This window comes from Chelatococcus reniformis (assembly GCF_014640075.1).
GTDB lineage: Bacteria > Pseudomonadota > Alphaproteobacteria > Rhizobiales > Beijerinckiaceae > Camelimonas > Camelimonas reniformis.
Window position 1 is genome coordinate 82,505 of sequence record NZ_BMGG01000001.1, and the last position, 25,534, is coordinate 108,038.

Genomic DNA, 25,534 nt, shown 5'->3' on the forward strand with positions numbered 1-25,534 from the left:
TCGTTTTAGAAGATCTCGGGCGACTCGCGCGTTGCCGCCTTCGCACTCAGTTGTTCGGCTGCATCCGCGATGGCGCTGACAATGTCGTCGTAGCCGGTGCAGCGGCACAGGTTGCCGCTGATGGCGCTGCGGATGTCGGCTTCGGTCGGCGTGGCGAAGGCCTCGAGCAGGTCGATCGCGACCAGGATCATGCCCGACGTGCAATAGCCGCACTGGAAGCCCTTCTTGGCGATGAAAGCCCGGCGGACCGTCTCGGCGATGGCCGAAGCGCTGCCCTCGAGCGTGACGACCTCGCGGCCGTCGGCAGCTGCGGCCAAGACGAGGCACGACTTGACCGGCTGCCCGTCGAGCAGGACGGTGCAGGCGCCGCAATCGCCCGTGAGACAGCCGATGCGGGCGCTCCGGGCGCCGAGGTCACGGATGGCCTCGATGAGGAGCGCGCGTCCGTCGACGTGCGCGACGACATCCCGGTGGTCGAGCCGAAGGGCGAGGTCGATCGATGGACGGCTCATCGGGCCCCCCTTGCTTGCCGCAATGCCCTCGAGGCGATGGCCGGCGCGACCTGGCGGCGGTAGCCGGCGCCCGCGAACTCGTCCGACCACTCCTGCGAAATCAGGCTCGGGAGTCGGGCGGCAACCGCCTCGTCGGGATCCCTACCGTCGATCTCGAGCAGCACCGGCACGGCATTGGCGCCGCCGACAGCAAGGCGGTGCCGAGGACCTCCATCGGTCGCCGCGACGGCGATGCAGGCGGCCGTCACGATCGGCCACGAGCCGGTGCTGAACTTCAGCTTGTGGTAGCCGCAACCTGCCCCCCCGGGGGGCGGCGCAAAGACCATATGCGTCAACATCTCGTCGGGGCGGCGCGTCGTCTGGAAGGCCCCGGTGTAGAAGTCGGCGGCCTTGACCTCCCGATGGCCGGTCCTGCTGGCGAGTCGCAGCGTCGCATCGAGCGCCACGAGGCAGGCCGGCACGTCGGAAGAGGGATTGGCGTAGCAGGCCGAGCCGCCGAGCGTCGCCTGCCCGACGATCTGCGGGCCGCCGGTGACCTGCCCGGCCATCATGGCCAGCAGCGGCAGCTTGGCTCGCAGCGCCTCGGACTGGAGCACCTGGCGATAGGTCACGCCGGCGCCGACCACGATGTCGCCTGCGATCTCGATGGCGTCGAGGCCGAGGCGGCGGATATCGACCACCGCGCTTGGCCTTTGCCGACCATAGGTCATGTTGGGCACGAGCCAGGTGCCGCCGCCGAGCACCGCCGCGTCTGCTTGCCCGAGCAGCGCCAGAGCGTCGGCCAGCGAGCGAGGCGCGTGGTAGTCGAAATCGTGCGCGATCATGAGAGCGCCCCCGCCAGCAGCGGCAGCAGGCGGTCCGGCTTGAACGGCACGCGGTTCACGTGGCGGCCGTGCTCGCCCAGCGCATCGGCGATCGCATTGGTGATCACCGACATTGCGCCGCCGAAGCCGGACTCGCCGGCGCCCTTGGTGCCGAGCGGTTGAAACGGGCTCGGCGTGACGCGGTGGCCCATCCTGATGCGCGGCAGATCCGGGGCGCGAGGCAGCACATAGCTCTTGAAGCGATTGGTGCGGGTGGCGCCGCTTTCGTCGTAGAGCAGTTCCTCCCAGAGGGCGGCGCCGATGCCCATAGCGACCGCCCCGCGAAACTGCCCCTCGACCAGCCCCGGATTGACCACGACGCCGCAATCGTGGATCGCGGCGTAATCGAGCACGCGCACCTGCGCCGTGGCGACGTCGATCTCGATCGCCGCCGCATGCACCGAATAAGGAAACGACGGATAGGCGCTGATCCGACCGAACTCGTCTGGAACATGCCGGATATTGGGTGAGCGATAAGTCTTGATCACTTGCAGCGGCAGCTCGATGTCGGCCGCGATCGAATAGGCGTGCGTATAGATGGTCGACACCGCCTGCTTGAACGGGACCGAGCGATCGGCGTCTGCGTCGACACAGATGCGGCCCTGCGCGAACACCAGTTCGCCGGGCTCCGCCTGCAGTAGCGTCGCGGCGCATGCCGCAACGCGCGATTTGAGTTCGCGGGCGGCCAGGACGGCAGCGGCGCCACCGAACATCAGGCTGCGGCTGCTGGTGTTGCCGGTACCGAACGGGGTGATGTCGGTGTCGCCCTGAATGATCGTGACGTCATCGGGCAAGAGGCCGAAGACGTCGGCGACGATCTGCGCGATGCCGGTCTCGTTGCCGCCGCCCGGCGAGGTCACGCTGGTCGCGACCCGCACCGTGCCGGTCGGGTCGACGGTTACGGTCGAGGTCTCGAACCCGGCCTGCATCGAACCCGGAAACGATGCCCCCTCCGGCGTGAGATCGAACGCGAAGCCGATGCCGATGCGCTTGTCGTTGCTGTCCGCGTCCTGCTGCCGCTGCCGCCATTCATCGAGGGGAAACAGATCGAGCAGTTGGTCGAGCGCGGGCGCGTAGTCGCCGCTGTCCAGATTGAGGCCGGATGGAAGCCGATGCGGAAAGGCTTGCTTGGGCAGGAGATTACGTCGCCTGACCTCGATCGAGCTCATGCCGAGCTCGACCGCGATCAACTCGACGGCGCGCTCCATCACCAGGTTCGCGGTTTCCTTGCCGTAGCCGCGTATGCCCTGCCAGGGCGGCTTGTTGGTCGTCACGGCCACGGCGTCGACGGCCACGTTGGGCACGTCGTAGACGGTCGGAAAAACCGTCGGCGTCACCATCGCCATGACCCAGCCGCCGCCGGCGCCAATGGCGCCGACATCGGCGACGATGGTGTTCCGGAACGCTATGATCCTGCCCTGGGCATCGGCCGCGATTTCGAAGCGGTGCGTCTGCTCGCGCGCATTGGCGAGAAAGCACTCCTCGCGGCTTTCGAGGAACGCCACCGGGCGCTTGAGCTCACGGCTGAGGATCGCGACCAGCGCTTCCTCGGGATGCCCGACCATCTTCAGGCCGAAGGTGCCGCCGGCGGGCGGCGCCACCACGCGGATCTGCGCCTCCCTCAGCCCAAGCACCTGCGCCAGCATCCAGCGGGTCGGGTGCGGCTGCTGCAAGGTGCCGTGCAGCGTGAGATGGGAAGCGCGGTCGTCCCAATCCGCGATGTAGCAGCGCGGCTCCATCGGGGCGCTGGTCCCCGACCCGAACGAGATCTCGCCGCCCACGGTCCGAAACGCCGCCTGGAACGCCCGGTCGAGGTCGCCCTGACGGATCGTGTCGCGCGCGACCACGTTGGTCGGCCAATCCGCGCGGGCCAGCGCCCCGCCCGGCGCCAGCGCCGCCGCTGCGTCGAGAACCGGCTCGAGCATGTCGTAGTCGATCTCGACGAGGGACTTTGCCGCCTCCGCATCGTTCAGAGACGTCGCGACGACGGCCGCAATCGGCTGGCCGACGTACAGCACCTCGTCCGCGGCCAGGCACCAGATATCGACCGGGCCCGGGAACCGCTCGCGCGGCACGCGCGTCGGCATCGGCGCCGAGCAGGCACGAACGTCCGCGCCCGTGAAGACCGCCACCACGCCAGGCGCCGCACTCGCGGCCGCGGTGTCGATCCGCCCGATCCGGGCATGGGCGTGCGAACTGCGTACAATCGCGACGCGCAGCGTCCCCGGCGCGATCATGTCGGCAGTGTAGTCGATATGGCCGAGGACGAACCGGTCGGCATCCTTGCGGGGGATGTCCCGGCCAACCCACGCCGCGGTGCCTACACCTGCGTGGCTAAGGGCCGGGCCGGTGCCGTTCGCGGCGCTTTCCTGCTCTGGAATAGCCATCTCGAGCCCGTTTCCTCTGTTTATACGTGGGTTTTAAACACGTGTTTTGATAGCGTCAACCACGAGCGTGGATGGAAGCATCGGTTGCGCGTCGAGCCTGGCGCCAGCTTGGAGAATGAAGAACGGCCCCAATCTCGGGCCGCGCTGCCTCAGCGGTCGCTTGCAACCCGGCGTTCACCAGACGATCGCCGCGCTCCCGAAGCTTACGACTAAGCTAAGACGTTGCCGCGAGCCGCCTGGACCTGGCTTTGGAGACGGGCGCCTGTACTTCGCGAGCCCCCATCATGCCGCCGATGAGGAAGTTGACCATCGCGTCGCGAAAATCGCGCGCGTTGCCGGCGTCGATCTTCCCCTCGGATAGCTGGGCAGTTCGATCACGGATGCTGAGGTCAGCCACGCTGTAGACGACCGTGCCGATCATGAAGGCATAGCGCCAGAAGAAATCGTTCGGCTCGAGATGCGGACAGGCGAGCGAAATCGCCTCGATGAACCGCTTGGCCATCGGATCGAAATGCCGCTTGATGATCGCCCGCGTGAGATCCGTCGGGGCAATGCGATGCTGCATGACGAGGCGAGCGAACAGTCGCCCGCTCTCGCCCGTATCCACATAAGGCCTGATGAAGATCTCGAGGATCGCCTTGAGCTCCGGCGGGCATTTCGCCGCCTTGGCGCGCGCCAGACAGTCTTCCAAATCGACGAGCCGTTGCTTGTTCAGCCGTGTCGACAATTGGCTGAACACCGCAAGAGTCAAATCGGATTTAGAGCCGAAGTAATAACTTACAGCCGCCAGATTAACGTTGGCCCGCCCGGTGATCTCCCGCAACGTCGCCTTGTCGACGCCTTTCTCGGCAAACACGAACTCCGCCGCCTGCATCAGGCGTTCGGTGATCTGCTTGTCCTGGGGGTCGAGGCGCTTCTGTCGCATGAGCGAATTAGGGCACCCGGTCGCCGCCGGTCAAGGCGTGCCTCCGCCGCCCCGTTTCAGGGCTGACGCCCTCGGCGGCGCGGGCGTTCTTGCCAAGCGACGAAGGGCGCGCCCAGAAGAGGGAGTCGAAGCGCGGGAGATGCCCCATGCCCCAATATGACCGCCGCTACCGCGAACTGAAGGCAGCCGGCCTGCCCGGCTGGGCCGGTGCCGCGCATACGCGGGGCCTTGCGCGTCTCACCGCCGCGCTCGATCGGCTCGGCTCGGAGGGCGCGATCCCGGCGGCGCCGGCCGATTTGCTCGAGCTCGGCTGCGGCAACGGCCTGGGCGCGCTGGCGATGGCACAACGGGGCTACCGCGTCCACGGCATCGACCTGTCGCCGACGGCCATCGCCTGGGCCGAGGAGCGCTTCGCTGCCGCAGGGCTGGCGGGCGCGTTCCGGATAGGCGATGTCCGCGAAATGTCCGCCTTCGCCGATCAGAGTTTCGATATCGTGCTCGACGGCAGTTGCCTGCATTGCCTGATCGACGACGACGACCGGGCCCGCTGCCTGACCGAGGTGCGGCGCATGCTGCGGCCGGCCGGGGCCTTCATCGTCAGCCATATGTGCGGACCGCCGAAGTCGGCTGACGCCAAAGCCCGCTTCGATGTACAGACCTGCCGGCTGATCGAGGACGGCGCGCCCGCACGGGCGCTGAAGCCGCTCGCGGCCCTCGCTGCCGAACTCACGGCGGCGGGTTACACCGTGTGCCGGACCTGGCTGGCGGAGAACCCCTGGTGGGACCATGCCACCCTCGTGTGCTCGTCGTCATGGCACGCCAGCGCCATCTGCTCATCGACGGCGCCGTGAGCCTCGAGACCTGTCTTGCGCTGGAGCATATCGCGATATCATCGCGCCGGCTCGGTATCACGGCCGAAGAGTTCGAGCTCGGACGCCGCGACCTGCGTCGCCGGCTGCGGTTGCGGTTGCGGTTGCGGTTGCGGTCGCGGTCGCGGTCGCGGTCGCGGTCGCGGTCGCAGCTCTACTTTGCCGCCTTTCGGCTGGCCAGCGAGACGGACCTGGTTCTCACCATGCCGGAGCGCTATGCGCTCGCGGTCAACGTGCATTTCGACAATCAGCTGTTGCCGTTTCCCTTTGTGCGCCCCGAGTACGGGCACTGTCTGTACTGGCCTGCCAATCCGATGCCGACCCGGCAAATCAATGGCTGCGCCAGCTACTGCTCCAGACGCATTAGAGCGTCTTCGAGCGAAGCGGACGCCGGTTCGCGTGAAGAAAACGCGACAAATCAATGAGATAGAGAATTTCGGCGATTCGAAGAGACGCCGAAGGGCGCTCGCCGCTTGCGAGCCGCTACGTCGGAGGCGTGCCGTTCGCCGCCAAGGCTTCGCCGACCATGTAGAGCGAGCCGGTGATCAGCACGCGCGGCGCTCTCGCCCAGACCCGCTCGCGAAGGCTCGCCAGCGCCGCTTCGATGCCGGTGCGGCTCTCGGCCCTGAGCCCGGCGGCAAGTCCGATCTCCGCCAACTCCTCCGCCGGCCGCGCCGCCAGCTGGCCGCGGATCGGCACCGCGAGGAGATCGCTCGCCAAACCGGCGAAGGAGCCGAGAAAGCCTCGCGCATCCTTGGTGCCGAGCATGCCGGCGATGAGCACCAGCGGCGCCGGGCTCTTTTCCTCGAGCTCGGCCATCGCCGCGGCAATGGCGCGGCCGCCGTCCGGGTTGTGGCCGCCGTCGAGCCACACCTCGCTGCCGGCAGGCGCCAGTTCGGTGAGGCGGCCGCCCCTGAGCCGCTGCAGGCGCCCCGGCCACTGGGCCGAGCCGAGACCGGTCTCGATCGCCGCACGAGCGACCCCGGCAAAGCCGGCGGCGCGCAGCGCCGCGATGGCGGCCCCCGCGTTGACGTGCTGATGCCGGCCGGCGAGGCGCGGCAGCGGCAGGTCGAGGAGGCAGCTCGCGTCCTCGTAGATGAGGCGGCCCGCCTCCTCGCGCGCCAGGAAGTCCTGGCCTCCGACCCACACCGTCGCTCCGACGCGCTCGGCCGCGGCCTCGAGCACGGCGGTGGTCTCCGGCCCCTGTTGGGCAATGATCGCCGGCCGGCCGCGCTTGAACACGCCCGCCTTCTCCGCCGCGATCTGGGTGACGCTGTCGCCGAGGTATTCGGCGTGGTCGAGGGAGACCGGCGTCACCACCGCCGCCGCCGGCGCGTCGATGACGTTGGTGGCGTCGAAGCGGCCACCAAGGCCCACCTCGAGCAGCAGCGCGTCGGCCGGATGATCGGCGAACAGCGAGACGGCCGCCGCCGTGGTGATCTCGAATACGGTGATGGGCGCCCCGGCGTTGAGCGCCTCGCACATGCGCAGCGCTGCCACCAGCCGATCCTCGTCGACGAACCGCCCGCCCCCGGTCCGGCCCAGCCGGATGCGCTCATGGAAGCGCACGAGGTGGGGCGAGGTGTAGACGTGCACCCTGAGCCCCGCCGCCTCGAGCATCGCGCGCATGAAGGCGATGGTCGATCCCTTGCCGTTGGTACCGGCCACATGCACCACCGGCGGCAGGCGCCGCTCGGGATGGCCGAGCCGGTCGAGCAAGCCCTGGATGCGCTCCAGCGACAGATCGATCGCCTTGGGGTGCAGACCAAGGAAGCGGGCGATCAGGGCGTCCGAGGAGTCCGGAGCGCCCTCAGCCGGCAGGACTGTGCTCATTCAGCCGCGGCGTCGAGCTTGACCGTCGTGTTGGCGGCGGGGGCGTGAGGCGGTATCGCCGGCTCGATCGATACCGCCTGCCCCTCGCCACCGGCGGGCCGGGCGGCCTCCTCGTCCACGACCGGCTGGCGGGTGAGGATGCGGCACAGCCGCGCGATGGTCGGCTTCAGCTGGTGGCGGTGCACCACCATGTCGACCATGCCGTGCTCGCGCAGATATTCGGCGCGCTGAAAGCCGTCGGGCAGCTTTTCGCGGATGGTCTGTTCGATGACGCGCGGCCCGGCAAAGCCGATCAGGGCCCCTGGCTCGGCGATGTGAATATCGCCGAGCATGGCGTAGGAGGCCGTGACGCCCCCTGTGGTCGGGTTGGTGAGCACGACGATATAGGGCAGTTGCGCCGCACGCAGGCGCCGGACGGCCACGGTGGAGCGCGGCATCTGCATCAGCGAGAACATGCCCTCCTGCATGCGCGCGCCGCCGGAGGCGGCGAACAGCACGAAGGGCGTGCTGCGGCTGACCGCCGTCTCCATGGCCGTGACGATCGCCTCGCCGGCTGCCATGCCGAGCGAGCCGCCCATGAACTCGAAGTCCTGCACGGCAATGGTCACCGGCAGGTGCTCGATCTCGCCGACCCCGGCCTTGACCGCGTCGGGTTGCCCGGTCTTGGCGCGCGCATCGCGCAGCCGGTCGACGTAACGCTTTTCGTCGCGGAACTTGAGCGGGTCGAGCGGCACCTCCGGCAGCGCGATATCCTCCCAGCGCTCGCCGTCAAACATCGACTTGAGGCGATCCGTAGCTCCCATCCGCAGATGGAAGTTGGAGCCGGGAATAACGAAGAGGTTGGCCTCCACCTCCTTGTGGAAGACCATCTGGCCGGTATCCGGACACTTGATCCAGAGGTTCTCCGGCACTTCGCGCTTGAATAGCGTCTTGATCTTCGGCCGAACGACGTCGGAAATCCAGTTCATGAGGTCCCAACCTCCAGGCGCGGCGCTCGAACAGCCCCGCGCGCGAGATCCGTATGTAGGGGCGAAGCGTACAATTTCATGGCGCGACCCGCCTGCTAACCGCCCGCGCCGCGACATCCCCCAACGAATGTTGACGCTGGCGGCTCAGGCCGCATCCGATTTGGCGGCGCCGCGCACGCCCGCCGCAAGTTCCCGCACCAGCGCGGCCACCCCCTCCGCCGTCGCGGCCGAGCCGCAGCCTTCGGCGTCGAGCGCGGCCTTCACCCGCTCCACCAGCGCGGTGCCGACCACGACGCCATCGGCGCACGCGGCAACGGTCGCGGCGTGAGCCGCCGTGCGGACGCCGAAGCCGACGGCAACGGGCAGTCGTGTATGCCCCTTGATACGCTGGACCGCCGCCGTGACCTTGCCGAAATCGGGGGTCGCCGAGCCGGTGATGCCGGTGATCGACACGTAATAGACGAAGCCGGCGGTATTGGCGAGAACCGCCGGCAGGCGCGCGTCGTCGGTCGTCGGCGTCGCCAGCCGAATGAAGGCCAGCCCGGCCTCGAGCGCCGGCAGGCATAGCTCGGCGTCCTCCTCGGGCGGCAGGTCGACGACGATCAGCCCGTCGACGCCGGCGGCCCGGGCGTCCCCCAGGAAGCGCTCGACCCCGTAAATGTAGATCGGGTTATAATAGCCCATCAGGATGATCGGCGTCGCCGTGTCGCGGGTGCGAAACCGCGCCACCAGTTCGAGCGTGCGCACCATGGTCTGTCCGCCGGCCAGCGCCCGCAGCCCGGCGGCCTGGATCGCCGGCCCGTCGGCCATGGGGTCGGTGAACGGCATACCGAGCTCGATCAGGTCGGCGCCGGCGCCGGGCAACGCCTCGACCACGGCGAGCGAGGTGTCGAAATCGGGATCGCCCGCCGTCACGAAGGTGATCAGCGCCGCCCGCCCCTCGGCCTGGCAGGCGGCGAGACGCGCGTCGATGCGGGCAACCCCGCCGGACTTGTGCGGCGCGCTCATGCCCGCCCCCCGAGGATGTCGGCCACCTGCGGCACATCCTTGTCGCCGCGGCCGGACAGGTTGACGACCATCAGATGCTCGCGCGGCAGCTGCGGCGCCACTTCCACCACGCGGGCGATGGCATGGGCCGGCTCGAGTGCGGGAATAATGCCCTCCAGCCGCGTCAGCAGTTGGAAGGCGGCCAGCGCCTCCTCGTCGGTCGCCGACAGATACGTCACCCGGCCGACATCGTTCAGCCAGGCATGCTCGGGGCCGATCCCCGGGTAGTCGAGGCCGGCCGAGATCGAATGGGCCTCGGTGATCTGGCCATCGCCGTCCATCAGCAGGTAGGTGCGGTTGCCGTGCAGCACGCCGGGGCGGCCGCCGGCGATCGAGGCGGCGTGCGCGCCCGAGGCGACGCCGTGGCCGGCCGCCTCGACGCCATAGATCTTAACGGATGCCTCGTCGAGAAACGGATGAAACAGGCCCATGGCATTGGAGCCGCCGCCGATGCAGGCGATCAGGCTGTCCGGCAGGCGTCCCTCCGCCTCCAGCATCTGGGCACGCGTTTCATGGCCGATGATCGACTGGAAGTCCCGCACGATGGTGGGATAGGGGTGCGGACCGGCCACGGTGCCGATGCAGTAGAAAGTGGTGTCGACATTCGTCACCCAGTCGCGCAGGGCGTCGTTCATGGCGTCCTTGAGCGTGCGCGAGCCGGACTGGACGGGCACAACCTCGGCCCCTAGCATCCGCATGCGGAAGACGTTGGGCATTTGCCGCTCCACGTCGACGGCGCCCATGTAGATCACGCAGTCCAGGCCGAAGCGGGCGCACAGGGTCGCCGTGGCGACGCCGTGCTGGCCCGCGCCGGTTTCGGCGATGATGCGCTTCTTGCCCATGCGCCGCGCCAGCATGATCTGGCCCAGCACATTGTTCACCTTGTGGGAGCCGGTGTGGTTGAGCTCCTCGCGCTTCAGGTAGATCTTGGCGCCCCCGCTGCCACCGGCGTCAGCCGCCTGGCGGCGCAGGTGCTCGGTCAGCCGCTCTGCGTAGTAGAGCGGGCTGGGCCGGCCCACGTAGCTGGCGAGGTGGCCGTCCATCTCGGCCTTGAACGCTGGATCTGCTCGGGCCTCGCCGTAGGCGCGCTCGAGTTCGAGAATGAGTGGCATGAGCGTTTCGGCGACAAAACGGCCGCCGTAGAGGCCGAAGCGGCCGCGCTCGTCGGGGCCACTGCGGAACGAGTTCGGACGGTCGGGCACCGGTGCGCTGCCGGCGGATGAGAGCTTGGTGTTGGCGGTCACGCGACCTTATCCTTGCGCATTGGGCGGGCGCTGCGCGCCGCGCGGATGAAGGCCTCGATGAGGACCGGGTCCTTGACGCCCGGCGCAGCCTCCACGCCGGACGAGACGTCGACGCCGACGAAACTGCCGTGGCCGCCGACCTCGGCAATCGCTTCGGCGACGTTGGCAGCTGTCAGGCCTCCGGAGAGCATAAACGGGGGCAGCTCGGCCGCCGCGATCAGCCGCCAATCGAACCTGGCACCATTGCCGCCGGGTCGCGTCGCGTCCTGCGGCGGCTTGGCATCGAGCAGCAGCCGGTCGGCCGCCGTGAAGGCGGCAGCGGCGGCAAGATCGGCCGCGGCGGCAATCCCGAGCGCCTTCATGGAGCGGACCCGGCAGCGCGCGCGCAGCGCCGCCAGGCGCCCACCGCTCTCCTGCCCGTGCAGCTGCAACCAGTCGGGGCGAACCTCGGCACAGATAGCATCGATCAGTGCGTCGTCGGCGTCGACGGTCAGCGCCACCACCTCGGCCCGGCCGCGCACATGCTGCCGCAGCCCTTTGGCGGCGGCGACGGACACGTGGCGTGGGCTCCTGGGAAAAAACACCAGCCCGATCATGTCGGCGCCGCAGGCGAGCGCCGCATCGAGCGACTCAACCGCGTTCAATCCGCAGATCTTAACGAGAAGGGACATGGCCTGGAGTTGGCACGACAGGGCTCGCTTGTCCACCTCGCTCGCGGTCGCGGCGACGAGTTGCCCAAGCGAGCGCCTGCTCTGCCCTCCAAACGGGCACAAGGAGATCATGATTGCGCGCCGGCGACATTTGATAAAAAATTACGGTTGCAAACGCGCCACGAGCAACGTTAATCTCTGCTCAGGAAAAAGGCCTCGCTTGCGCGGCCCAAGTCTCGGGAGGAAACGCCCACGGGGCAAGCGGCACATGTGCTGCATTGCAACATTCAGGGCGCGCCGCTAAATGGCGCAGATCTACGGGGCAGCGAGGCTGCCCCTTTTCTTGTCTGCAATCCCCTCTTGTCCGCACTCCTCTTTCGGCATGCCGCCTATTGGGCGGCTTCGGGCTGCCCCTCCGCCTCTTCGTGCGCCTTGAGCACCTCGGGCCGTGGCATCGAGATAATGTTGTAGCCGCTGTCGACGTAGTGGATCTCGCCGGTGACGCCGCTCGAATAATCCGACAGAAGATAGAGGGCGGACTTGCCGATCTCCTCGATTGTCACCGTACGGCGCAGCGGCGCATGGGCCCTCTGATAGTTGTACATCAGCCGAGCATCGGTGATGCCGGCCCCGGCCAGCGTCCGCACCGGGCCCGCCGAGATGGCGTTGACCCGGATGGCTCGGGGGCCGAAATCCGCCGCCAGGTAGCGCACGCTCGCCTCGAGCGCCGCCTTGGCGACGCCCATGACGTTGTAGTTCGGCATGACCCGGTTGGCCCCGAACGACAGCGTCAGCAGCGAGCCGCCGTTCGGCATGAGATCGCCAGCCCGCCTGGCGAGCTCGGTGAAGGAGAAGCACGAGATCACCATGGTGCGTGAAAAGTTCTCGCGCGAGGTGTCGGCGTAGCGGCCCTTGAGCTCGTTCTTGTCCGAGAAGGCGATGGCGTGCACCAGGAAATCGAGGCTGCCCCAGCGCTGCTTCAGATCCGCGAAAACGGCGTCGACCGATGCCAGATCCTCCACATCGCAGGGCAGCACGATCGACGAGCCGAGCGACTGGGCCAGGGGCGCCACCCGCTTCTTCACCGCGTCGCCCTGATAGGTAAAGGCAAGCTCGGCGCCAGCGCCAGCGAGCGCCTGCGCGATGCCCCAGGCGATGGAGTGATTGTTGGCGATGCCCATCACCAGGCCGCGCTTGCCCGCCATCAACCCCATCGCCCTACCCTTCCAAGCCATTGCGTGGCGGCGTGCCGCGCGCAAACCGGCGCCTGGTGCCGCCGGCAAACTCATCCTTAGGACACGCCCGGTGGCGTGCGTATCGATCGACCGGCGCCCGCATGGGCGGGGCGCCGGCCGCGCCGCCGACGTCGATCGACGCAGCAGACTCAGGCGTCGATGTGCTTCAGCACCAAGGTCGCGTTCGTGCCGCCGAACCCGAAGGAGTTGCTCAGCACGGCGCCGAGCTGCGCGTTGTCGATCCGCTCCCGCACGATTGGCATGTCGGCGAAGGCAGGATCGATCTCCTCGATGTGGGCGCTCTCGCAGATGAAGCCATTGTTCATCATGAGCAGGCTGTAGATCGCCTCCTGCACGCCGGTCGCGCCGAGCGAGTGGCCGGTGAGCGCCTTGGTGCCGGAGATCGGCGGGCACTTGGCGCCGGTGCCGAAGACCTTGCGGATCGCCTCGATCTCCGGCCCGTCGCCGGCCGGCGTCGAGGTCGCGTGCGGATTGATGTAGCTGATCGGTGTCGTCACGCCGGCGAGAGCCATGCGCATGCAGCGCTCCGCCCCCTCCCCCGACGGGGCGACCATATCGTAGCCGTCCGACGTGGCGCCGTAGCCGACGACCTCGCCGTAGATGCGCGCGCCGCGCGCCTTGGCATGCTCGAGCTCCTCGAGCACGACGACGCCGGCGCCCCCGGCGATGACGAAGCCGTCACGGTTCTTGTCATAAGGGCGCGAGGCCACGTCGGGACGGTCGTTGTACTTCGTCGACATGGCGCCCATGGCATCGAACAGCACGGAGAGGCTCCAGTCGAGCTCCTCGCAGCCGCCGGCAAAGATCACGTCCTGCTTGCCGAACTGGATGAGCTCGTAGGCGTTGCCGATGCAGTGGTTCGACGTGGCGCAGGCCGACGAGATCGAATAGTTCACGCCCTTGATCTTGAACCAGGTGGCGAGGGTCGCAGAAGCGGTCGACGACATCGCCTTGGGCACGGCGAAGGGGCCGACGCGCTTGGGACCCTTCGCGCGCGCGATGTCCGCCGATTCCACGATCGTCCGCGTCGACGGGCCGCCCGAGCCCATGATGATGCCGGTGCGCTCGTTGGAGATGTCCTGCGGTTCCAGGCCGGCGTCACGGATGGCCTGGTCCATGGCGACGTGGTTCCAGCCGGTCCCGCCGGCGTGGAAGCGCATGGCACGCCGGTCCACCACCTCGGCCGGGTCGAGCGTCGGCGCGCCGTGCACCTGGCAGCGGAAGCCGAGCTCTGCATAAGCCTCGGAACGGACGATGCCCGAGCGGGCTTCTCGCAGGGACGCCACGACCTCCTGCGTGTTGTTGCCGATGGACGACACGATTCCCATGCCGGTAACGACGACGCGTCTCATCGCTCGCCAATCCTTTCCTCAGTTCCCCGGCTGCCGGATTCGGGGCCCAGCGGCCTAAGGCATGTTCCGGTCGGATGACATCCTCCGCCCGTGAGCATGCTCCAATTAGATGAATTTGGCGCGCCTGACCGTAAGGTGAAGGCCTCCGGGAAGCGCTCGAGGGCGGCACGCATTCCAGATGGTTGCATCGAAAGTAAGGCCACCGCTCGGCAGACGGACACTGCCGTCAGACCGCCTGGAACAGCCCGACCCGCAGATCCTTGGCTTCGTAGACGCGTTCGCCATCGGCCTCCAGCCAGCCGTCGGCGATGCCGAGAACCAGCTTGGACCGGAACACACGCTTCAGGTCGACCCGGTAGACCACACGCTTCACGGACGGCAGGACGAGACCCGAGAACTTCACCTCGCCAACGCCCAGCGCCCGGCCTTGCCCCTGCGATCCGGACCAGCCGAGAAAGAAGCCGAGCATCTGCCAGAGCGCATCGAGGCCGAGGCAGCCGGGCATCACCGGGTCGCCCTTAAAGTGGCAGGGGAAGAACCAGAGGTCCGGCCGCACATCGAGCTCCGCCGTCACATGGCCCTTGCCGTGCTGGCCGCCGGTGTCGGCGATCGACGAAATGCGATCGAACATCAACATGGGCGGCAGCGGCAGTTGCGCGTTGCCGGGCCCGAACATCTCGCCTCGCCCGCAGGCGAGTAGCTCCTCGTAGCTGTAGCTCGACTGGCGCTGAGCGGTGGTCACGGTTTCGGTCATGTTCCTGACATCGGGCGGTGGATCGTAAGCTGAGTTCTGACGTCCTAGAGCATTCCGTCGTCCGATTGAACTCGACAAGATGGAAAAAAGAGTGTGATGGCGACGATGGCTTGGGACGATGGCTCGGGCGGCCGTCGCAGCCCCCAGGGGCGATCGAGGTCGGGAGAAATCATCCGGCCCGAAAGCGCGCGGCGAAGCGCTCCAGTTTCGAACATTGAAGGAGGCCGCACGACCGCATCCGACCGTGCCATGCTCTAGCACGGTTCGAGCATCGGCTGAAAGCGGCACCCGCGATGTTGCGGTTGCGTCAGCTCCTGCCTATGATGTTGGTTGGATTATACACGGGTTGAATGTTCAATGAGCGATGGGGTTGTCGAAAATTCCGGGGGCCAGGACGAGCACGCGCACGCCGGCTTGCAGGGATGTCCCGTTCATGCGCTTCGCGGCGAACTGAGGCGCGCCGGCCTGCGTCCGACGCGGCAGCGGGTGTCGCTGGGCTGGCTGCTGTTCGCCAAGGGCGACAGGCACGTCACGGCCGAGATGCTGTATGAGGAGGCGACGCGGGCACGCGTCCCCGTGTCACTCGCGACCGTCTACAACACCCTGCATCAGTTCACCGAGGCAGGGCTGCTGCGGGAAGTCGCCATCGACGGCTCGCGCACCTATTTCGACACCAACGTCGGCAACCACCATCACTTCTTCGTCGAAGGCGAGGAGAGGCTGATGGACATTCCGGGCGCGGCGGTCACCATCGGCAACCTGCCGGCGCCGCCGGAGGGCATGGAGATCACCAAGGTCGACGTGGTCATCCGCCTGCGGCCCAAGAAGGTCTCCTGACCCGTCACGAGGGCCATGGCAGGGCGAGCTTCGGCCATGGGTCCGGGCACGAGGTGCCATCCGACCAGCCCTTGATGCTGGAAATCCGCGCCTCGCCGGATGGCCGGACCGAATTCGGCCATGATGCAGCGTCGAGAGATGCGGGCGGCTGCGTTGGATCCCGGCAACGTCGGGCCGGTCCCCATCGCCCACCGCTCGGCTAATCCACCTTCTCGCCGGGATAGACGCCCCACAGCCTCTCCTGGCGCAGGTAGCCGCTGACGTTCTGGACAAGCACCAGGCACCAGCTCCCGTCGCAGCGCTTGATGTTGGCGATCACGTTGGGTTGAAGGTGGGCGACAACAGGCCCGTCGTCCTTGGCCGATTCCAGCAGCGCTAGCGTGCCCGTCTTGCTCCATGGGGTGACCAGCGCCGTGCGCCGGCCCGATAGCAGGCTGTGCAGCACCCACCCCTCGGTGCCCTCCGCGTCCCGCACCCGCCGCCAGGTTTCGAATTCGGCCGTGATCTCCACCGGCAGGCCGGCGCGCTGGAACACCCACGACGTCCGATGGTCCTTCGAGGGGCCCTCGCGCAGGTTCACCCGGTCGGACTTGAGGCTGACATAGCGCGGCAGCGGCAGTCCGCTGGCCGTGCCGACCTGCGCCGCCAGGGCCGCGCCGGGCGGCGTCTGCATCAGAATGAGCGGCAGCAGGGCGAAGAGCGCGGCCAGGCGCCGCGGCATCCGAGGGCGGCGCGCAAGAGGACGGAGCAAATGCCCCCTCTCGGCGAAGTGGGCCAGGGCGGCAGGCAGCGGGCAGCGCCCGCCGTTGCTCGCCGCCAGCGGAGCGTTCGCAGCACGTCTCATTGTCTTTCTGCCGTCCTCTGCTAGAGAGGCATTGATGGGTCGACACCTTTATCTGTGGCCCGGCCATGTTTAACGGGGGGTGAAACGCTCCCGCCCGGACGTGTCATGATCAAGAAGAAGCCTTTCGTCGTCGTCACCCGCAAGCTGCCCGATGCCATCGAACAACGGATGGCCGAGCTCTTCGAGGTGCGCCTCAACGCCGCCGACAAGCCGATGACGACGGCGGATCTCGTCGAGGCGACCCGCGCGGCCGACATCCTGGTGCCGACGATCACCGATGTCATCGATTCGGCGGTGCTGGCCCAGGCCGGACCGCGCCTCAAGCTCATCGCCAATTTCGGCAACGGCGTGGACAACATCGACGTTCAGCAGGCGCTGGCCCGCGGCATCACGGTGACTAACACGCCGGGCGTGCTGACCGAGGATACCGCCGACATGACGATGGCGCTGATCCTCGACGTCGCCCGCCGCATCGCCGAGGGCGCGCGCATCCTGCCGGACGATCAGGAATGGGCGGGCTGGTCGCCGACCTGGATGCTTGGCCGACGGATCACCGGCAAGCGCCTGGGCATCGTCGGCATGGGCCGCATCGGCCAGGCCTTAGCCCGTCGTGCCCGGGCCTTCGGCCTGTCGATCAACTATCACAACCGTCGTCGCGTATCGGCGGCGACCGAGCAAGCGCTCGAGGCGACCTACTGGGACTCCCTCGACCAGATGCTGGCGCGCATGGACATCGTGTCGGTGAACTGCCCGCACACGCCTGCGACGTATCACCTGCTCTCGGCCCGCCGCCTCAAGCTGCTCAAGCCTTCAGCCATCGTGGTCAACACGGCGCGCGGTGAAGTGATCGACGAAACGGCGCTGGCGCGCATGCTGGAGGCCGACGAGATCGCCGGCGCCGGGCTCGACGTCTTCGAGCACGAGCCGGCGGTCAACCCCCGCCTGCTCAAGCTCGCCAAGGCGCACAAGGTGGTGCTCCTGCCGCACCTGGGTTCGGCCACCATCGAGGGTCGCATCGACATGGGCGAGAAGGTGATCGTCAACATCAAGACCTTCATGGACGGGCACCGACCGCCCGACCGCGTGCTGCCGAGCATGCTCTGACCCGCAGCAGGAACAGCGGCTGCGGGTTGATCTGACGAGCGCCGACACTATCTGGGCCCCGGCGCATATCGTGCCGGGTGGAGGGAGGCCGAATGGAGGAGGCCCGAGGCTGGCTCGGCCGCAGAATCGCCGACTTCCTCACCAAGGAGCTCGATGGCTATAGCCCCTCCGCACCGCCGGACCCGGAGGCACTGGCGCGGGTGCTGCAGCCCGGCGACGTGCTCCTGGTCGAGGGCAACACCCGCATCGCCAGCATCATCAAGTACATGACGCAGTCCACGTGGTCGCACGCCGCTCTCTATGTCGGCGACATCCCCGGCACCGAGAGCGAGGGCGAGGCCCACACGCTGATCGAAGCCGACGTGAAGCTCGGCATCGTGTCGGTCCCGCTGGCGAAGTACGAGCACGCGCACGTGCGCATCTGCCGCCCTGTCGCGATGACTCCGAAGGACCGCGCCGAGGTGGTGCGTTTCGTGACCTCGCGCATCGGCCAGAGGTACGACATGAAGAATGTGGTCGACCTGGCGCGCTACCTTCTGCCCCTGCCGATTCCCGCGCGCTTCCGCCGGCGCATGATCGCGGTGGGATCCGGAGAGCCGACCCGCGCGATCTGCTCGACGCTGATCGCCGAGGCCTTCCAGCACGTGCGCTACCCGATCCTGCCGCGCATCGACACCAACAAGCGGCGGGGCATCACCCACTACGCCCGCGCCGAGCTGATTCACATCCGCCACCACAGCCTCTATGCGCCGCGCGATTTCGACATCTCGCCCTACTTCGCCATCCTGAAGCCCACCATCGAGATGGGGTTCGACTATAAGCGCTTCATCTGGCGGGACGATTCGACCGGCGCGGGGGCTGGCGAGCGGCAGGTCGGCCGGATCGGCATGCCCGACCCGCCACCGGCTCCGGGAAGCTAGAGTAGCTCGCAATGGGATGAGGTCATCCGATGGCGCAGAACCGCTCATAACCATTTGAAACCCGAGCGCGTACCGATCGCAAAACCCTGCCCGATCGGAGAGAAGCGGTCCAAATTCAACAGGTTGCAGCATTCCGCTGCGATCGGATGATTTCATCTGGCGGCGAAATGCTTTACGGCATGACCCCGCACGCCGACGGAAGCGGCCGCGATCACGGTCCAGCCGAACGCCTAGAGCATTTGAATTGGAGCGCCAATCCGGACCGCGCCGCGACGGTCGGGGCGCGCAGCGCCCCCGGGACGGCGCCCCCGGCGGCACCTGCGGGGCCTTCATGGCGCGTGCACAGGCGACCTGGTGAGTTGGAGAGGCATGACGACGAGCCCGTTCATACTGGTCGAGGGAGCCGTAAAGGCGTTCAGCCAGATCCTGTCGCCGCCCTTCCGGCGGCTGCTGAGCCTCTCGCTTTTGCTGACCGCCGGCATCCTGCTGCTGGTCTGGTTCGGCCTGACGCGGCTGTTCAACTATTATCTGTCCAACCACAGCATCAGCGGATCATACCCGATCCTCGACACCCTGGCGTTCTTCCTCGTCGGCATCGGGTTGTTCGTGGGACTGGCGTTCCTGCTGCCGCCGGTGTCGGCACTGGTCTCCGGCTACTTCCTGGACGAGGCGGCCGAGGCGGTGGAGCAGCGCTACTATCCGAACGATGTGCCAGGCACGCCGCTATCGTTCGGCCGCTCGTTGCTCTACGGGCTGCGCTTCGCCGGCCTGTCGCTCGCCGTCAACATCGTCGCGCTGCTGCTGGTGTTCGTGCCCGGCGTCAACCTGATCGCCTTCTTCGTCGCCAACGGCTACCTGCTCGGCCGCGAATATTTCGAGATGGCCGCCGCCCGCTTCAGGCCCGTGGCGGACGCGGAAGCGATGCGCGTGCGCAACCGGGCGACCGTCTTCCTCGGCGGCCTCGCCATCGCGGCGTTGGTGGTGGTGCCCTTCGCCAATCTGCTGACGCCGCTGTTCGGCATCGCGCTGATGGTCCACGTGCACAAGGCGCTCAGCCGGGCGGAGCCGGCCGGGCAGACCCAGCTGAGCCGCCGGCCCGCCGGCAGCGAGGTCAAGTAAGGCACGTGCGGCGGGACGCGCGCTTCACGATTGGGCAGGACCGCCCAGCGCGAAAGAAGCGCTCAAGATTCAATGGCTTGAGCGTCGTGTCGCAGCGGCGCCGGCGGCAGGTCGGACGAATCGAACTGCCCGGTCTTGCGGAAGCGCCACAGGTAGGTGGGCACGATGGCATCATAGCCCGTCGGCGTGATGCCGATGCCCTCCAGGGTCCGCCCCTCGCGCGTGGCGGCATCCGAGACCACGTTGTCGACCTGGAGCAGCCTCACCTGGTCGCGGGTGATGCGCAGGACCTGCGGCCACATCGACAGCGTCATGGTGGTTGCCACCTCGGTCAACCACGCCTGCAGGCGTGCGAGCGGCAGCGGCAGCGGCACGATCGGCGTGCTGCGGCGGGTCGTCGCCAGCACGTAGTCGACGAGTTCGCGCAGGGTGCGGGTCTCCGGCCCGCCGAGCTCGTAGACGCCGGCGGCCACGGCGCCGTCTACGGCACGCGCCACGGCCGCAGCCACGTCACCGACGAACACCGGCTGCATGCGCGTGTCGCCTCCCGCCAGCGGCAGCACCGGAAGGATGCGGGCAAGCTCGGCGAAGCGGTTGAAGAACTGGTCCTCCGGCCCGAAGATGACGGAGGGCCTGAGGATCGCTGCACCAGGAATGGCGGCGCGAACGCCGGCTTCGCCCTCGGCCTTGGTGAGCGCGTATTGGGAGGCGGAGTCCGGATCGGCGCCGAGCGCCGAAATATGCACCAGACGGTCGATGCCGCGAGCGGCCGCGGCCTCCGCAATGATGCGCGGGCCGAAGGCCTGCACCGCGTCGAAGCGCTGCCGGCCGCCCTCCTGCAGGATGCCCACCAGGTTGACCACCGCATGCGCGCCCTCGAGCGCCCGCTCGACGGACGCCCGATTGCGCACGTTGGCCTGCACCGGGCTGATCTGGCCGACGCCGCCGAGCGGCTGGAGATGGCCGGCAAGATCGGGACGCCGCACGGCGACACGGATGCGATGACCACGCTTGGCCAGCGCACGCACCACGTGGCGGCCGACGAAGCCGGATCCACCGAAAACCGTCACCAGCGTTTCGGATGGCTGTTGCCTGCTGAAAGACATGGGGCTCTCCGCGGGTATTCCCACTGGTCGGACGAGGCTTCCTAGTCAATCGGCTCGCGGCTGTATAGAGCGAGGTGATCACAGTGCGCCGCGCCTCGAAAGCGGCCCGTCCGCTCCCACGTTCACCTGTTCCATGGCCAAGACACGTTCCCTCGACAGTTTCCGCCGCATCGTCGTGAAGGTCGGCTCCGCCCTGCTGGTCGACCGCGACCGCGGCCGCGTGCGCGAAGAATGGCTAGCGGCGCTCGCCGACGACCTCGCCGCGCTGCATCGCCGCGGTGCCGACGTGCTTGTGGTGTCGTCCGGCTCCATCGCGCTGGGCCGCACAGTGCTCGCGCTGCCCCCCGGCCAGCTCAAGCTCGAGGACGGCCAGGCCGCCGCCGCGGTGGGGCAGATCGCCCTGGCGCGCATCTGGGCCGAGGTGCTGGGCGCCCACGGGATCACCGCCGGCCAGGTGCTGGTGACGCTGTGGGACACGGAGGAACGACGGCGCTACCTCAACGCCCGTGCCACCCTGGCCAAGCTGCTCGAATGGCGCGCCATTCCCGTGATCAACGAGAACGACACGGTGGCCACCAGCGAAATCCGCTACGGCGACAACGACCGCCTCGCCGCGCGTGTCGCCACCATGGCGGGCGCCGACCTGCTGGTGCTGCTGTCCGACGTGGACGGGCTCTACACGGGGCCGCCGGCGAGCGATCCGGGCGCCACGCTCATTCCCGTGGTCGAGCGCATCACGCCGGAGATCGAGGCCATGGCGGGCGGCGCCGCCTCAGAGCATTCGCGCGGCGGCATGCGCACCAAGATCGAGGCGGCCAAGATCGCGACCCAGGGCGGCGCCCACATGGTGATCGCCTCCGGCCAGGTCGAGAGGCCGTTACGATGCATCGCCAAGGGGGCGCCGGCCACCTGGTTCCTCTCGCCGTCCACCCCCACCCGAGCGCGCAAGACCTGGATCGCCGGCATGCTGGAGAGCCGCGGAACGGTGACCATCGACGACGGCGCGCTCGCCGCCCTGAGGCGCGGCAAGAGCCTGCTGCCGGCCGGCGTGGTGCGGGTCGACGGCAGCTTCGCGCGCGGCGACCCGCTGCTCGTGCGCGGCCTCGACGGTACCGAGGTCGGCCGCGGCCTGTCGAACTATGACGCCGAGGATGCGGCACGCATCGCCGGCAAATCGTCGGCCGACATTCCCGCCATCGTCGGCTTCACCGGGCGCACCGAGCTGATCCACCGCGACGTCTTCGTGCTTGCCGGCGCGCTGAAGGGGCCCGGCTAGCCGGCACGGACGGGGTGCTTCGCCCCCGGGCCGAAGCCCGCGGATGCGCGGATGCCCGGACGGCACCGGCCGCGCAGGATGGCCGGCAAACCCTTGCCAGAGCCGAAGGCAACCCCTTAATGAGGGCTTGACGGCGGCGGCGGTCTGGCGTCGGCGTCCGATGCAAGGTGACGGTGATGAGCGTAGCGCTGCTCTCGGAGCACAAGTCCACCTCCGCGACCGAGGCGGAGCCGGCGGTGGCGCCCGTCATGATCGAGATCGGCAGGCGCGCCCGCGCCGCTCAGCGGCGCCTCGCCCTGGCCCCGGCCGAGACGAAGCGCGCCGGCCTGGCCGCGGCAGCGGCGGCGATCCGCGCGGCCGCGCCGGCGATCCTGGATGCCAACCGCGCCGACGCCGAGGAAGCCCGTCGGAACGGGCAGTCGGAATCCTACATCGATCGCCTGCTGCTCGATGCACGGCGCGTTGAAGCCATCGCCGCGGCGGTCGACGAGATCGCAGAGCTGCCCGATCCGGTGGGCCGCGTCACGGCGCGCTTCGAGCGGCCGAACGGCCTCGTCATCGAGCGCGTGTCGACACCGCTCGGCGTCGTCGGCGTGATCTTCGAGAGCCGGCCGAACGTGACTGCGGACGCCGGCGCCCTGTGCCTCAAGGCCGGCAACGCGGCGATCCTGCGGTCCGGCTCCGATAGTTTCCGCTCCGCCCAAGCCATCGCCGCGGCCATGGCGACGGGCCTAGCGTCGGCCGGTCTGCCGGCCCACGCCGTGCAGCTGGTGCCGACGCGCGACCGGGCCGCCGTGGGTCTGATGCTGGCCGGCCTCGACGGGGCCATCGATGTCATCGTGCCGCGGGGCGGCAAGAGCCTTGTCGCCCGTGTGCAGCACGAGGCGCGGGTTCCGGTCTTCGCTCACCTGGACGGGCTCAATCACGTCTACGTCCACGGCGACGCCGACCTGGACCTGGCCCGACAGGTGGTGCTGAACTCCAAGATGCGGCGCACCAGCGTGTGCGGCGCGGCCGAGACGCTGCTCGTTGACCGGGCGGGAGCCGCCCGCCTGCTCGCGCCGCTCGTCGCCACGCTGCTGGAGGCGGGCTGCGAAGTCCGCGGGGACGCCGCGACCGCCGCGGCCGATACCCGGGTGAAGCCCGCGGTCGATGATGACTGGCGCACCGAATACCTGGACGCGGTGATCTCGGTCCGGCTCGTCGACGGCCTCGACGCGGCCATCGACCACATCGAGACCTACGGCTCCCATCACACCGACTGCATCGTGACCGGGGACGAGCCAACGGCGGAGCGGTTCATGGCCGAGGTCGATTCGGCCATCGTGCTGCACAATGCCTCGACCCAGTTCGCCGACGGCGGCGAGTTCGGCTTTGGCGGCGAGATCGGCATCGCGACCGGCCGCATGCATGCGCGCGGCCCGGTCGGCACCGAGCAGCTCACGTCGTTCAAGTACCGGGTCCGCGGCACAGGCCAGACCCGGCCCTGACCGCGGCGCCAGTCACGGCTCTTGGGCATGCGCTCGGCCGAGCCAAGATGTGCCAGCTCTCCGCGCCGGAAGCGCTACTTTCCGGACGAGCGCGCCCACCCCATCAAGGGGCGTTCAGTGTGCCGCCGAAACGCTTGCCGCGGCGGGCAGCGGCGCGGGCAGATCCCCGGCCAGTTGCAGCGCCTGGGTCAGTTCCTCGACGCTTTCCTTCACCTTCAGCAGATCGGGATGATGCAAGCTGCCGCAGGCCAGGTAGATCGTCGAACCTCCGGCGGCAATTGGCCTGACCATGAGGATATGCGACGAGTTCAGCAGGATTCTCGTATTGTCGTTTCGTTCGGTGACGCGAATGAGCATCGTTGCCTCCGTCCTTCAGCTCCTCCCGTGATCCTCGACGCCTCAGTTGCCATGTCATTTCCGTCGGCGCCGGGTGGCTGAGCATGGCCGGTCTTCCTGTCCTGCCGACGCACGCCCCAGGTATGAATATCGGCCTATTCGGCGGCTCCTTCAATCCGCCGCATGCCGGTCATCGCCTGGTCGCGACGGCGGCCCTGAAGCGGCTCGGCCTCCACCGCGTCTGGTGGCTGGTGACTCCGGGCAATCCGCTGAAGAACAACAGCGAGTTGCCGGCGCTGGCGACGCGCCTGGCAGCGGCACGGCGGCTGGCGCGGCATCCACGCGTCTCGGTGACCGGCTTCGAGGCCGAGATCGGCGCCCGGTATACGTACGACACCGTGGCGTACCTCAAGCGTCGCTGCCCGGAGGTGCGCTTCGTCTGGCTGATGGGCGCCGACAGCTTCGCCAACTTTCACCGCTGGCAGAACTGGCGGCGCATGGCAGCGCTGATCCCCATCGCCGTCATCGATAGGCCGGGCCTCACCATCGCCGCCGCCCGCTCCCGCGCGGCAACGGCACTGGCGCGCTACCGTCTGCCGGAGGAGGAGGCGCATCTGCTGGCCGGCAGGCCACCGCCCGCCTGGATCTTCCTGCACGGACCGCGCTCGCCGCTGTCGTCGACGGCTCTGCGCCGCGGCGCAGAGCCCGGCGGCGATGCCAGCCGGTAGCGCGCGGGACCTGAATTCTCAGCCGCTCAAGCCCTGCGCTGCGGTCGTCGTTGAACCGTCGCCTCATTAACGCTATGTTCAGGGGCATGGGCGCGCTCGTCACGCCCTCCACTGAGGACCAGGCACTGAACCACATGCCTCTTCGCGAAGCGGACGTTGCTCCGTTTCCCCCGGCTGCCGGACCTACGCACCGGCCGGCCGATGCGCAGGCGGGCCGCGATGCCCTGACGGTCGCGCGCCATTGTCTCGATGACATGAAAGCCGAAGAGACGGTCGAAATCGACCTCGTCGGAAAGACCTCCCTCGCCGACACCATGATGATTGCGTCCGGCCGCTCGCACCGACACGTCGGTTCGATCGCGGAACGAGTCATCGAGGCGTTGAAGGGCGCAGGGGTCGGACCGGTCCGCGTCGAAGGCCTCTCCACGTGCGACTGGGTGCTGATCGACGCCGGGGACCTGATCATCCACGTGTTCAGGCCCGAGGTACGCGGCTTCTACAATCTGGAAAAGATGTGGGGCGCGAGCCGGCCGGCGGAGCAGGAGCGCCTCGTCGGCTGACGGTCAAGCGCGGCAGTGAAGATAGGCCTGATCGCGGTCGGCCGGCTGAAGGCCGGGCCGGAGCGTGAGCTCGCCCAGCGTTACCACGAGCGCGCCACTGCCCTCGGACGGACGTTGGGATTGGCAGTGCTTCCCTTCGTCGAGCTCGCCGAAAGCCGCTCGCCCGATACGTCCGGCCGCAAGGCGGAGGAGGCTGCGGCGATCCTCGCCAGAATCGACACCGGCCGGGCCGCCGATACGGCCGTCGTTGCCTTTGATGAGCGCGGCGAGGCGGTAACGAGCGAAGTCTTTGCCGGACGGCTCGCCGCCTGGCGCGACGGCGGAATGCCTGGGATGGCGCTGGTCATCGGCGGCCCCGATGGCCTCGACCCGGCCGTCCGGCAGCGGGCCGACCTCACGTTGTCGTTCGGCGCCATGACGTTGCCCCATCAGATCGTCAGGGTCCTCGTGCTCGAACAGCTGTATCGCGCCATGACAATCATGGCGGGACATCCCTATCATCGCCCTTAACCGATTCGGCACGGTTCGTGCGTGTCACTGCCGTCCCCGCCGAC

26 protein-coding genes are annotated in these 25,534 nt (G+C 68.4%); 11 read left to right on the forward strand and 15 right to left on the reverse strand.

Translation table 11 applies throughout. The annotated features are described in order from the left end of the window. Positions 1 to 5: 5 nt before the first annotated feature. The 4 genes from IEW34_RS00335 to IEW34_RS00350 all read right to left on the reverse strand — a co-directional run bounded on the left by IEW34_RS00335 (position 6) and on the right by IEW34_RS00350 (position 4,636). Positions 6 to 512: a (2Fe-2S)-binding protein gene (locus IEW34_RS00335; RefSeq protein ID WP_188607155.1), complete on the reverse strand. Its 507-nt coding sequence runs from the start codon at positions 510 to 512 to the stop codon at positions 6 to 8. Continuing rightward, positions 509 to 1,336 (reverse strand): FAD binding domain-containing protein, encoded by an 828-nt coding sequence (locus IEW34_RS00340; protein ID WP_188607156.1) that lies wholly within the window; start codon positions 1,334 to 1,336, stop codon positions 509 to 511. Before IEW34_RS00340 ends, IEW34_RS00335 begins: the two co-directional genes overlap by 4 nt. Then, positions 1,333 to 3,762 carry a xanthine dehydrogenase family protein molybdopterin-binding subunit gene (locus tag IEW34_RS00345; RefSeq protein WP_188607157.1) on the reverse strand — a complete coding sequence of 810 codons (2,430 nt, stop codon included), beginning with the start codon at positions 3,760 to 3,762 and terminating at the stop codon, positions 1,333 to 1,335. The genes IEW34_RS00340 and IEW34_RS00345 overlap by 4 nt, the downstream gene beginning before the upstream one ends. A gap of 214 nt (positions 3,763 to 3,976) precedes the next feature. After that, the gene (locus tag IEW34_RS00350) at positions 3,977 to 4,636 is read right to left on the reverse strand and encodes a TetR family transcriptional regulator (protein WP_188607158.1); all 660 of its coding nucleotides are present in this window, start codon (positions 4,634 to 4,636) and stop codon (positions 3,977 to 3,979) included. Positions 4,637 to 4,833: 197 nt separating this feature from the next. Here IEW34_RS00350 and IEW34_RS00355 point away from each other — a divergent pair, with 197 nt between their 5' ends. Continuing rightward, positions 4,834 to 5,538: a class I SAM-dependent methyltransferase gene (locus IEW34_RS00355; RefSeq protein ID WP_188607159.1), complete on the forward strand. Its 705-nt coding sequence runs from the start codon at positions 4,834 to 4,836 to the stop codon at positions 5,536 to 5,538. Further along, the gene (locus tag IEW34_RS00360) at positions 5,535 to 5,981 is read left to right on the forward strand and encodes a type 2 periplasmic-binding domain-containing protein (protein WP_188607160.1); all 447 of its coding nucleotides are present in this window, start codon (positions 5,535 to 5,537) and stop codon (positions 5,979 to 5,981) included. Before IEW34_RS00355 ends, IEW34_RS00360 begins: the two co-directional genes overlap by 4 nt. A gap of 58 nt (positions 5,982 to 6,039) precedes the next feature. Here the strand turns inward: IEW34_RS00360 and IEW34_RS00365 are convergent, their stop codons facing one another. The 8 genes from IEW34_RS00365 to fabA all read right to left on the reverse strand — a co-directional run bounded on the left by IEW34_RS00365 (position 6,040) and on the right by fabA (position 14,660). Continuing rightward, the gene (locus tag IEW34_RS00365; RefSeq protein ID WP_188607161.1) at positions 6,040 to 7,389 is read right to left on the reverse strand and encodes a bifunctional folylpolyglutamate synthase/dihydrofolate synthase; all 1,350 of its coding nucleotides are present in this window, start codon (positions 7,387 to 7,389) and stop codon (positions 6,040 to 6,042) included. After that, the gene (accD, locus tag IEW34_RS00370) at positions 7,386 to 8,357 is read right to left on the reverse strand and encodes an acetyl-CoA carboxylase, carboxyltransferase subunit beta (RefSeq protein WP_188607162.1); all 972 of its coding nucleotides are present in this window, start codon (positions 8,355 to 8,357) and stop codon (positions 7,386 to 7,388) included. Before accD ends, IEW34_RS00365 begins: the two co-directional genes overlap by 4 nt. A gap of 144 nt (positions 8,358 to 8,501) precedes the next feature. Next, positions 8,502 to 9,365: a tryptophan synthase subunit alpha gene (gene trpA, locus IEW34_RS00375; RefSeq protein WP_188607163.1), complete on the reverse strand. Its 864-nt coding sequence runs from the start codon at positions 9,363 to 9,365 to the stop codon at positions 8,502 to 8,504. Beyond that, on the reverse strand, positions 9,362 to 10,648 hold the full coding sequence (trpB, locus tag IEW34_RS00380; RefSeq protein ID WP_244641656.1) for a tryptophan synthase subunit beta: 1,287 nt from the start codon (positions 10,646 to 10,648) through the stop codon (positions 9,362 to 9,364). Before trpB ends, trpA begins: the two co-directional genes overlap by 4 nt. Further along, complete coding sequence (locus IEW34_RS00385; RefSeq protein WP_188607164.1) at positions 10,645 to 11,319, reverse strand: phosphoribosylanthranilate isomerase; 675 nt, start codon at positions 11,317 to 11,319, stop codon at positions 10,645 to 10,647. The genes trpB and IEW34_RS00385 overlap by 4 nt, the downstream gene beginning before the upstream one ends. 368 nt (positions 11,320 to 11,687) lie before the next feature. Beyond that, positions 11,688 to 12,512, reverse strand: a complete 825-nt coding sequence (gene fabI / locus IEW34_RS00390) for an enoyl-ACP reductase FabI (RefSeq protein ID WP_188607165.1) — start codon at positions 12,510 to 12,512, stop codon at positions 11,688 to 11,690. A 170-nt stretch (positions 12,513 to 12,682) separates the two neighbouring features. Beyond that, positions 12,683 to 13,906 (reverse strand): beta-ketoacyl-ACP synthase I, encoded by a 1,224-nt coding sequence (gene fabB / locus IEW34_RS00395; protein ID WP_188607166.1) that lies wholly within the window; start codon positions 13,904 to 13,906, stop codon positions 12,683 to 12,685. 226 nt (positions 13,907 to 14,132) lie between these two features. Further along, entirely contained in the window at positions 14,133 to 14,660 is a 528-nt protein-coding gene (gene fabA / locus IEW34_RS00400) for a 3-hydroxyacyl-[acyl-carrier-protein] dehydratase FabA (RefSeq protein WP_188607167.1), read from the reverse strand. Positions 14,661 to 15,017: 357 nt separating this feature from the next. Between fabA and irrA the strand changes: the two genes are divergently transcribed. Continuing rightward, positions 15,018 to 15,497 carry an iron response transcriptional regulator IrrA gene (gene irrA / locus IEW34_RS00405; RefSeq protein WP_188607168.1) on the forward strand — a complete coding sequence of 160 codons (480 nt, stop codon included), beginning with the start codon at positions 15,018 to 15,020 and terminating at the stop codon, positions 15,495 to 15,497. A 199-nt stretch (positions 15,498 to 15,696) separates the two neighbouring features. Here the strand turns inward: irrA and IEW34_RS00410 are convergent, their stop codons facing one another. After that, positions 15,697 to 16,218, reverse strand: coding sequence for an SH3 domain-containing protein (locus tag IEW34_RS00410; protein ID WP_188607904.1), 522 nt, complete (start codon positions 16,216 to 16,218; stop codon positions 15,697 to 15,699). A 228-nt stretch (positions 16,219 to 16,446) separates the two neighbouring features. Between IEW34_RS00410 and IEW34_RS00415 the strand changes: the two genes are divergently transcribed. The 3 genes from IEW34_RS00415 to IEW34_RS00425 all read left to right on the forward strand — a co-directional run bounded on the left by IEW34_RS00415 (position 16,447) and on the right by IEW34_RS00425 (position 19,484). Then, a complete protein-coding gene (locus IEW34_RS00415) occupies positions 16,447 to 17,445 on the forward strand; it encodes a 2-hydroxyacid dehydrogenase (RefSeq protein ID WP_188607169.1) in 999 nt (332 codons plus the stop codon). 92 nt (positions 17,446 to 17,537) lie between these two features. Next, a complete protein-coding gene (locus IEW34_RS00420) occupies positions 17,538 to 18,365 on the forward strand; it encodes a YiiX/YebB-like N1pC/P60 family cysteine hydrolase (RefSeq protein WP_188607170.1) in 828 nt (275 codons plus the stop codon). 387 nt (positions 18,366 to 18,752) lie between these two features. Next, complete coding sequence (locus tag IEW34_RS00425) at positions 18,753 to 19,484, forward strand: sulfate transporter family protein (protein WP_188607905.1); 732 nt, start codon at positions 18,753 to 18,755, stop codon at positions 19,482 to 19,484. 62 nt (positions 19,485 to 19,546) lie between these two features. On the opposite strand, the gene IEW34_RS00430 is transcribed toward IEW34_RS00425, so the two are convergent. Beyond that, a complete protein-coding gene (locus tag IEW34_RS00430) occupies positions 19,547 to 20,590 on the reverse strand; it encodes a complex I NDUFA9 subunit family protein (protein ID WP_188607171.1) in 1,044 nt (347 codons plus the stop codon). A 133-nt stretch (positions 20,591 to 20,723) separates the two neighbouring features. Here IEW34_RS00430 and proB point away from each other — a divergent pair, with 133 nt between their 5' ends. Together proB and IEW34_RS00440 are read left to right on the forward strand one after the other, a co-directional pair. Then, a complete protein-coding gene (gene proB / locus IEW34_RS00435) occupies positions 20,724 to 21,866 on the forward strand; it encodes a glutamate 5-kinase (protein WP_188607172.1) in 1,143 nt (380 codons plus the stop codon). Between the two features lie 176 nt (positions 21,867 to 22,042). Beyond that, positions 22,043 to 23,356 carry a glutamate-5-semialdehyde dehydrogenase gene (locus IEW34_RS00440; RefSeq protein WP_188607173.1) on the forward strand — a complete coding sequence of 438 codons (1,314 nt, stop codon included), beginning with the start codon at positions 22,043 to 22,045 and terminating at the stop codon, positions 23,354 to 23,356. 114 nt (positions 23,357 to 23,470) lie between these two features. Here IEW34_RS00440 and IEW34_RS00445 read toward each other — a convergent pair whose 3' ends face one another. Then, complete coding sequence (locus IEW34_RS00445; protein ID WP_188607174.1) at positions 23,471 to 23,713, reverse strand: hypothetical protein; 243 nt, start codon at positions 23,711 to 23,713, stop codon at positions 23,471 to 23,473. 83 nt (positions 23,714 to 23,796) lie between these two features. Between IEW34_RS00445 and IEW34_RS00450 the strand changes: the two genes are divergently transcribed. From IEW34_RS00450 to rlmH, 3 genes are all read left to right on the forward strand, one after another. Next, entirely contained in the window at positions 23,797 to 24,420 is a 624-nt protein-coding gene (locus tag IEW34_RS00450) for a nicotinate-nucleotide adenylyltransferase (RefSeq protein WP_188607175.1), read from the forward strand. A 134-nt stretch (positions 24,421 to 24,554) separates the two neighbouring features. After that, entirely contained in the window at positions 24,555 to 24,980 is a 426-nt protein-coding gene (rsfS, locus tag IEW34_RS00455; protein WP_188607906.1) for a ribosome silencing factor, read from the forward strand. A gap of 15 nt (positions 24,981 to 24,995) precedes the next feature. After that, positions 24,996 to 25,490 (forward strand): 23S rRNA (pseudouridine(1915)-N(3))-methyltransferase RlmH, encoded by a 495-nt coding sequence (gene rlmH, locus IEW34_RS00460; RefSeq protein ID WP_188607176.1) that lies wholly within the window; start codon positions 24,996 to 24,998, stop codon positions 25,488 to 25,490. The last annotated feature ends 44 nt before the right edge of the window (positions 25,491 to 25,534 follow it).

What these genes read in the sequence shown, in the direction of transcription:
- accD (WP_188607162.1), bottom strand. Translation starts at nt 8,357, where the DNA reads ATGAACTGGATTTCCGACGTCGTTCGGCCGAAGATCAAGACGCTATTC.
- IEW34_RS00415 (WP_188607169.1), top strand. Translation starts at nt 16,447, where the DNA reads ATGATCAAGAAGAAGCCTTTCGTCGTCGTCACCCGCAAGCTGCCCGAT.
- rsfS (WP_188607906.1), top strand. Translation starts at nt 24,555, where the DNA reads ATGCCTCTTCGCGAAGCGGACGTTGCTCCGTTTCCCCCGGCTGCCGGA.
- fabB (WP_188607166.1), bottom strand. Translation starts at nt 13,906, where the DNA reads ATGAGACGCGTCGTCGTTACCGGCATGGGAATCGTGTCGTCCATCGGC.
- IEW34_RS00440 (WP_188607173.1), top strand. Translation starts at nt 22,043, where the DNA reads ATGAGCGTAGCGCTGCTCTCGGAGCACAAGTCCACCTCCGCGACCGAG.
- IEW34_RS00340 (WP_188607156.1), bottom strand. Translation starts at nt 1,336, where the DNA reads ATGATCGCGCACGATTTCGACTACCACGCGCCTCGCTCGCTGGCCGAC.
- fabI (WP_188607165.1), bottom strand. Translation starts at nt 12,512, where the DNA reads ATGGGGTTGATGGCGGGCAAGCGCGGCCTGGTGATGGGCATCGCCAAC.
- IEW34_RS00355 (WP_188607159.1), top strand. Translation starts at nt 4,834, where the DNA reads ATGCCCCAATATGACCGCCGCTACCGCGAACTGAAGGCAGCCGGCCTG.
- IEW34_RS00420 (WP_188607170.1), top strand. Translation starts at nt 17,538, where the DNA reads ATGGAGGAGGCCCGAGGCTGGCTCGGCCGCAGAATCGCCGACTTCCTC.
- IEW34_RS00430 (WP_188607171.1), bottom strand. Translation starts at nt 20,590, where the DNA reads ATGTCTTTCAGCAGGCAACAGCCATCCGAAACGCTGGTGACGGTTTTC.
- IEW34_RS00410 (WP_188607904.1), bottom strand. Translation starts at nt 16,218, where the DNA reads ATGCCGCGGCGCCTGGCCGCGCTCTTCGCCCTGCTGCCGCTCATTCTG.
- fabA (WP_188607167.1), bottom strand. Translation starts at nt 14,660, where the DNA reads ATGACCGAAACCGTGACCACCGCTCAGCGCCAGTCGAGCTACAGCTAC.
- IEW34_RS00350 (WP_188607158.1), bottom strand. Translation starts at nt 4,636, where the DNA reads ATGCAGGCGGCGGAGTTCGTGTTTGCCGAGAAAGGCGTCGACAAGGCG.
- IEW34_RS00445 (WP_188607174.1), bottom strand. Translation starts at nt 23,713, where the DNA reads ATGCTCATTCGCGTCACCGAACGAAACGACAATACGAGAATCCTGCTG.
- irrA (WP_188607168.1), top strand. Translation starts at nt 15,018, where the DNA reads ATGAGCGATGGGGTTGTCGAAAATTCCGGGGGCCAGGACGAGCACGCG.
- IEW34_RS00450 (WP_188607175.1), top strand. Translation starts at nt 23,797, where the DNA reads ATGGCCGGTCTTCCTGTCCTGCCGACGCACGCCCCAGGTATGAATATC.
- IEW34_RS00385 (WP_188607164.1), bottom strand. Translation starts at nt 11,319, where the DNA reads ATGTCCCTTCTCGTTAAGATCTGCGGATTGAACGCGGTTGAGTCGCTC.
- IEW34_RS00345 (WP_188607157.1), bottom strand. Translation starts at nt 3,762, where the DNA reads ATGGCTATTCCAGAGCAGGAAAGCGCCGCGAACGGCACCGGCCCGGCC.
- trpA (WP_188607163.1), bottom strand. Translation starts at nt 9,365, where the DNA reads ATGAGCGCGCCGCACAAGTCCGGCGGGGTTGCCCGCATCGACGCGCGT.
- IEW34_RS00365 (WP_188607161.1), bottom strand. Translation starts at nt 7,389, where the DNA reads ATGAGCACAGTCCTGCCGGCTGAGGGCGCTCCGGACTCCTCGGACGCC.
- IEW34_RS00335 (WP_188607155.1), bottom strand. Translation starts at nt 512, where the DNA reads ATGAGCCGTCCATCGATCGACCTCGCCCTTCGGCTCGACCACCGGGAT.
- proB (WP_188607172.1), top strand. Translation starts at nt 20,724, where the DNA reads ATGGCCAAGACACGTTCCCTCGACAGTTTCCGCCGCATCGTCGTGAAG.